Source organism: Frankia sp. AgKG'84/4, assembly GCF_023242965.2.
GTDB lineage: Bacteria > Actinomycetota > Actinomycetes > Frankiales > Frankiaceae > Frankia.
This window is the reverse complement of record NZ_JALKFU020000705.1, coordinates 1-553: the sequence shown is the minus strand read 5'-3', so window position 1 is coordinate 553 and position 553 is coordinate 1. Positions and strand designations below refer to the sequence as shown.

Here is a 553-nt window from a genome sequence, read left to right as displayed (position 1 = left end):
GCGCAGACCAGGGCCGGCTCGACCCTGATCGCGTCGAGCAGCGCGACCTCGTAGGCACCCAGCGCCGCACTGCTCGACGGCACCGTCGTGACCGCGGGCCGATCGCCGGCCGCGCCGGCACCGGATCGGCCCGGCGTGCCGAGAGCCGGCGGCCCCGCCCCGGCGCCGAACGCGAGCCTGGCCAGCCGGTCGAGCAACGTGACGCTGAACCGCCCGGCACCGAGCAAGGGAGTGAGCAGCACCGTGTCGGCACTGTCGCGGCGCCCGCCGGTGTTCAGACGGCCCAGCCACCGCTCGTCGAGCGGGCGGATCCGGCTGTAGGCGGCGAACGAGCGCCCGAGGACCGCCTCGGCCCGCGGCCGATCGACTCCCAGCGACGGCGCCGGCCGGTGACCGGCGGGGCGCCCGGCGATCCCGGCCAGCAGCCGCGCGAGCCCTCCGGGCCCGAGCGTGTCGTAGAACCCGGCGATGAAATCGAGATCGTCCCCGTGCTCGCCGAGCAGCCGCAGGGCCTCCCGCGGCGCCGGCCGCTCGGCACCGGCCAGATCAGCGC

Annotated in this window: 1 pseudogene; it reads right to left on the bottom strand. The window is 77.4% G+C overall.

The window, feature by feature from the left end:
- Positions 1-553 (bottom strand): annotated as a pseudogene (locus MXD58_RS24715) (hypothetical protein); the annotation flags it as partial.